The organism is Brevibacillus panacihumi, assembly GCF_003710985.1.
GTDB classification, from domain to species: Bacteria; Bacillota; Bacilli; order Brevibacillales; family Brevibacillaceae; genus Brevibacillus; species Brevibacillus panacihumi.
In genome coordinates this window covers 1-4,885 of the sequence record NZ_RHHT01000067.1, presented here as the reverse complement: position 1 = coordinate 4,885, position 4,885 = coordinate 1, and the positions used below count along the sequence as shown (strand labels likewise).

Annotated in this window: 4 protein-coding genes and 1 pseudogene; 2 read left to right on the top strand and 3 right to left on the bottom strand. The window is 40.5% G+C overall.

The annotated features are described in order from the left end of the window. Positions 1 to 25: 25 nt before the first annotated feature. A pseudogene (locus tag EDM58_RS22970) lies at positions 26 to 718 on the bottom strand (cupin domain-containing protein); the annotation flags it as partial. A gap of 110 nt (positions 719 to 828) precedes the next feature. On the opposite strand from EDM58_RS22970, the gene EDM58_RS22965 reads away from it, so the two are divergent. Together EDM58_RS22965 and EDM58_RS22960 are read left to right on the top strand one after the other, a co-directional pair. Beyond that, the gene (locus EDM58_RS22965; protein ID WP_122915400.1) at positions 829 to 1,770 is read left to right on the top strand and encodes a DMT family transporter; all 942 of its coding nucleotides are present in this window, start codon (positions 829 to 831) and stop codon (positions 1,768 to 1,770) included. 190 nt (positions 1,771 to 1,960) lie between these two features. Then, positions 1,961 to 2,617 (top strand): CatB-related O-acetyltransferase, encoded by a 657-nt coding sequence (locus EDM58_RS22960; RefSeq protein WP_122915399.1) that lies wholly within the window; start codon positions 1,961 to 1,963, stop codon positions 2,615 to 2,617. A 134-nt stretch (positions 2,618 to 2,751) separates the two neighbouring features. Here EDM58_RS22960 and EDM58_RS22955 read toward each other — a convergent pair whose 3' ends face one another. Both EDM58_RS22955 and EDM58_RS22945 read right to left on the bottom strand, forming a co-directional pair. After that, complete coding sequence (locus EDM58_RS22955) at positions 2,752 to 3,459, bottom strand: DNA alkylation repair protein (protein ID WP_122915398.1); 708 nt, start codon at positions 3,457 to 3,459, stop codon at positions 2,752 to 2,754. A gap of 472 nt (positions 3,460 to 3,931) precedes the next feature. Next, positions 3,932 to 4,483: a hypothetical protein gene (locus tag EDM58_RS22945; protein ID WP_221175433.1), complete on the bottom strand. Its 552-nt coding sequence runs from the start codon at positions 4,481 to 4,483 to the stop codon at positions 3,932 to 3,934. Between the last annotated feature and the right edge of the window lie 402 nt (positions 4,484 to 4,885).

Genomic DNA, 4,885 nt, shown 5'->3' with positions numbered 1-4,885 from the left:
TTTCTTACTTGCCAAAAACAGTATGCAGAATTCGCTTGAAATATCTACAGCACTCAGACCGGCTTAACTGACCAGCTCTTGCAATATCATCTAATGTGATTTTTTCAGCATAATGCAGATGTATCCAAGCTAACATTTGCTTCATTCGATGACTCTTTACTATTTTCGTTTGGTCGTACTCTAGTTGAAAGCCATTCATGATGAGGTTTTTCCACATGAGTGCTAGCTGCGCGGAGATGTCGATTTCAAAGTATGGAGATTCTTGTTGAATCCATTGATGAATGTTTACTAGGGCATCTAAAATGTTTTTTCCCCAAGGCTCATTTGCATATATACATCGATAAGATAAGTTCGTTGCTTGGACATAGGGAAGTACATAGGTTGCATATAGTTCTTGCGATAAAACGAAATGGGGGGAAACGTTCAAACAAATATAGACACAGCCCGAGTGATTCAGTTCCTCTGCCATGTGCAAGCAGCCGCTATTAATAAATAGGCCATCGCCTTCTTGTACTACCACTCTTTCTTCATTGATCTGGAAGATGGCTTCCCCTTTTACAACCAGGACAAATTGAATTTCATCATGCCAATGAAGCGGTATATATCCATGGATATTCTGGTTGATCGTCGTTTGGTAGCATGCAAGCGGCAACACAACTGTGCGATGCTCAGTCATCTCTTTTAAGTTTTGGTCAATCTTGAAATTTTTTATTTGCAAAATGCCGCACCTCAATATTCTTATACTTTTCGATCATATATGAGTATTATTTATCTGTTTTTCCACCTATCATAACAATATTATTATATTTCAAGGTGGAGAATCACTATATGGATAGACTTGCTAGAAGAAAAGGAATATTTCTTGTCATAATAGGAGCGATACTTTGGGGAATTGGTGGCACCGTTTCAAAAAAGCTCTTTCAACAATACGCAATCGATGTAAATTGGTTAGTCACGACGCGTTTGCTCATTGCTGGGTTTTTACTCTTAATCGTTCAATTTTTTGCAAAAGACCGTTCACAAATAATCGGTGTATGGAAAAAGAGAAGGACAGCGGTTCACCTGATTGTTTTCGGATTGCTTGGTATGCTTGCCGTTCAATACACGTATTTGGCATCGATCAAACATGGGAATGCTGCTGTTGCAACACTATTACAATATTTAGCCCCTGTGATGATTATCATCTATTTAATCATGCGGAAACAAACTGCCTTAACACGACAAGATTTGATAACAGTTTTCCTTGCTTTAGTTGGTTGTTTTTCCCTGTTAACGAACGGCTCCGTCTCTCAACTATCCGTTCCGACCCCTGCAATCGTTTGGGGTATTTTATCAGGCATCGCGATAGCGTTTTATACCCTATATGCAGTCCCTCTTTTGAAGCAATACGATTCCCTGGTGATCGTTGGCTGGGCAATGATCATCGGTGGCTTTGCATTAAGTTTCATTCATCCACCTTGGCAAATGGACTTCTCAAGCATGACGATCGCAGCCTATTTATACGTAGGATTCGTTATCGTATTCGGTACAATGGTTGCATTTTGGTTTTATATCGAAAGCTTACAAAATCTTTCACCAAAAGAAACAAGCCTTTTAGGAAGTTTAGAACCGCTAGCGGCTGTTTTAACAACCGTATTTTGGTTAAAAGAACCTTTTGGTATTTTTCAATGGGTGGGTACTGCCTGTATCATCGGGATGATTGTATTAGTGGCATTGACTTCGAAGGATAGCCAACCTTTGCAAAAGGAAAAGCCCCTCAAAGTTAGCTGATTTTCTGCTCTGGGGGCATTCCTGCGGTAAACAACAGATTTGACCAACAAAAGATTCGTTTGTTACAATGTCCTGATCAAATAGGAAAAGGATGAGAACGATGGTTCGTCGTTTGAAACGGTTTAAGAATGTTGCTACTGCATGAAGCTTCTAAGTAAAAAAATAGATTACTTAGAAGCGAGGGGTAAAAATGAAACAGCATCGGTTTAACCACTGGTCGGAAATCAAGTATCTAAAGGATATTGTCACGAACCCAATGATTGAAGTAGGGGAATACTCCTACTACTCTGGTTATTACGATGGTCATGATTTTGAGGATGGGTGTGTTAGATACCTTTGGGGAGATGAAAAATCAAGAAAGTTATTTAACCCCACCGAAGACTATGGTTGGGTTTTAGATAAATTGATTATAGGAAATTACGTATGCATTGCGAGTGGTGTCATTATTTTAATGGGTGGAAATCACAATCATCATCCTGAATGGATTACCGTTTATCCGTTTGTGGAGCAGATTGAAACCTCTTATGAACCAAAAGGGGATACAATCATCGAAAGTGATTCCTGGATTGGCATGAATGCAATGATTATGCCCGGTGTGAAAATAGGTGAAGGTGCCATTGTTGCGGCAGGATCGGTTGTTGTAAAAGATGTTCCACCGTATACGATAGTAGGCGGCAACCCTGCTAAAGAGATAAGGAAACGCTTCACAGACACAGAAATCGAAAAGTTAAAGGAAATGCGTTGGTTCGATTGGGAACGTAAGAAAATTGAACGAGCCAGTCATCTCCTATCAAGTTCTTCTATTAATCAATTATATGACTTTTATCAAAGGGAAATAAAACCGTAGGGGAATCTCATTTAATATAGACAAGAATGCACGGATGGCACGGAATAAGAACTTGGACCATATGAAAAAGAGGGGCTACATGCCCCTCTTTACTTATTCCGCCAACCAACAGTGAGCAACACTCTACCAATCGTTTAACACCTTACATACTTGCGTTTGAAACCAAGCTGGTTTTTCTCTACTGCCTTTTGAATATTTTCGAGGGCGTGTATGTGCTTGCTTTTGGTCTTGTCCCGTTTGACTTCTACCGGGCCTACTGCCTTAGCGGTCTCGACAGCCTTATCATGGAGCGGCAAATAGGATACCCCCACGGTATAAATAAACTGATTCATCGCGTATTTCGCTCGTTCGGGAGCATCGTGAATCGTGCGTTCCACCAGATCAAGCATACCGGCAATTTTGTCTTCGGAGAATTCACTATCTGGACGATTTCCCAAAAGCCAGCAGTAACAGCTCCAGCCAGCTGACATTCTCAGCTCTTCGCCGCTTGCGATCCATCTATCGGCTACCTCTTGAGCAATATCTGTCTCGGCCAAGGTTACGGCAACCACATAATCGGACAGCATATAAAAATAAGCTGCATCCATCCAACGCTCAAAATCGGCCGCGGTCATTGCTTTTGGGTCTGCAATGATGCCGGCAAAGTACATGGCGTCATAGTTCCCTGTGGCGTAAAGCTGCTCAGCCAGAGGTTGATTTATTTTTATTTTTTTGGCGATAGGCTTCATCTGTCCAGTAGCCACCCCAAAAAGCGGTTCGTGCGCTCCATTGGAAACGTATATTTTCTTTGTTCGTTCCTTGCCCAAAGCTTCAAGCTCCTGCATAACCGTTTCTACATTCATAGGTTCATACTCCCTTCTTTTTTCTTTCAGCTTTCGATTTATTTAGTGAATGACTGAACCTGTCTTTCCAATTGGTTTTTATGAAATGACATATGTGTTGAAGAAAGTAATTATAGTTGTAAATGAAGTTTGATACAATGGCCAAGGAGTTTCCAACATGGAGACAGCCTTTGCTTGGCGAGCTGTACCAGTTAATAACAGCAAAAGTGAATGCAACATTTTGGTGGGTCGGGGACGAAGAGAATTGGAGTAATGTGTAGGCAACAAAAAAGAGGGGTGTTCTCCGCAGCCCCTCTTTTCTAATTCCGCCAATAGATCATCCGAATTTCATACATGTGACGAGGTGACAGGGAGTACAAACCGTAAGCAAAGGATGAGAGTTCTTCACTACGGGGCGGCTAAGGCAAGATTTAGATTACTTGTGTAAAACTCAAAGCACATGTACGAAACTTCTTCCTGTACTTATGAATGACTATTTATTTAATAATCTTTCTGTTTCTGAAATGAGTGCTTGAAGTATTTCTATACCTTCCTTTGTACGGTCTTGATTTGAGGAAATCAAAGTAATAATTTGGTCTATCTTTTTCTTATAATCATTGGGTTTTGTATGAAAGCCTTCAATCATCCGAACTGCCTTTTTCTCATTGATACAATATTCCCCATTTAATGCAAATATCACTTGGTTTAGACATGAAATAGAGCGGAAGGCATGGCCTGCGATGTACGAAATGTCATCCTTATCCAAATTTTTCTCGGCAAGCAGTAAGGAGAAGGATGATTCAAACATAAAATATCCAATCACTGCATCTTGTAATGGTTTTGGATACGGCATGGTTTTCGCTTTCAGTTCAGCGATTTGATTGGTGGGGTCAGATAATACTTTGCAAATTGAGATTTCACCCATATACATAACATTGATATAAGCATGGGGGTGTCCAGTCTGATAATGGGGAGAAACCTTTCCCATCAAACAGTCATCCATTACCTGTGATACACGTTTTACATCACGGAATAAAAAATCCACATGATATCCTTGAACAATGAGCCAACCCCCACCATTTACCCATGGACCCCATTCTCCTAAAGATGTGATGATATTTTCCCGATGTTCATCATCTAACTTTGTAGCGATCTTACTGACTTCACTGACTTCAAAGCCTGCCGCTTCATCATAATAGATCCCAATATCAATGTCAGAAGTAGCATGATGTAACTGCTAAACTAAATTCAACAGTATCCGCCAAATAGAAATGAACACTTTTTTCTTTCACTTGGTAACCCAGTTAAGCTATGATTACTTGTTCAACATAGCTTGGCTGGGGGATGGGAAAGGTGGAAAAATTACTGTTGTATCTTCAGGTTCATCAATTAAAAGAGCAAGGATTTAAGGTGGCAGCCATCGCAAGGAAATTGGATCTGTCGAGGA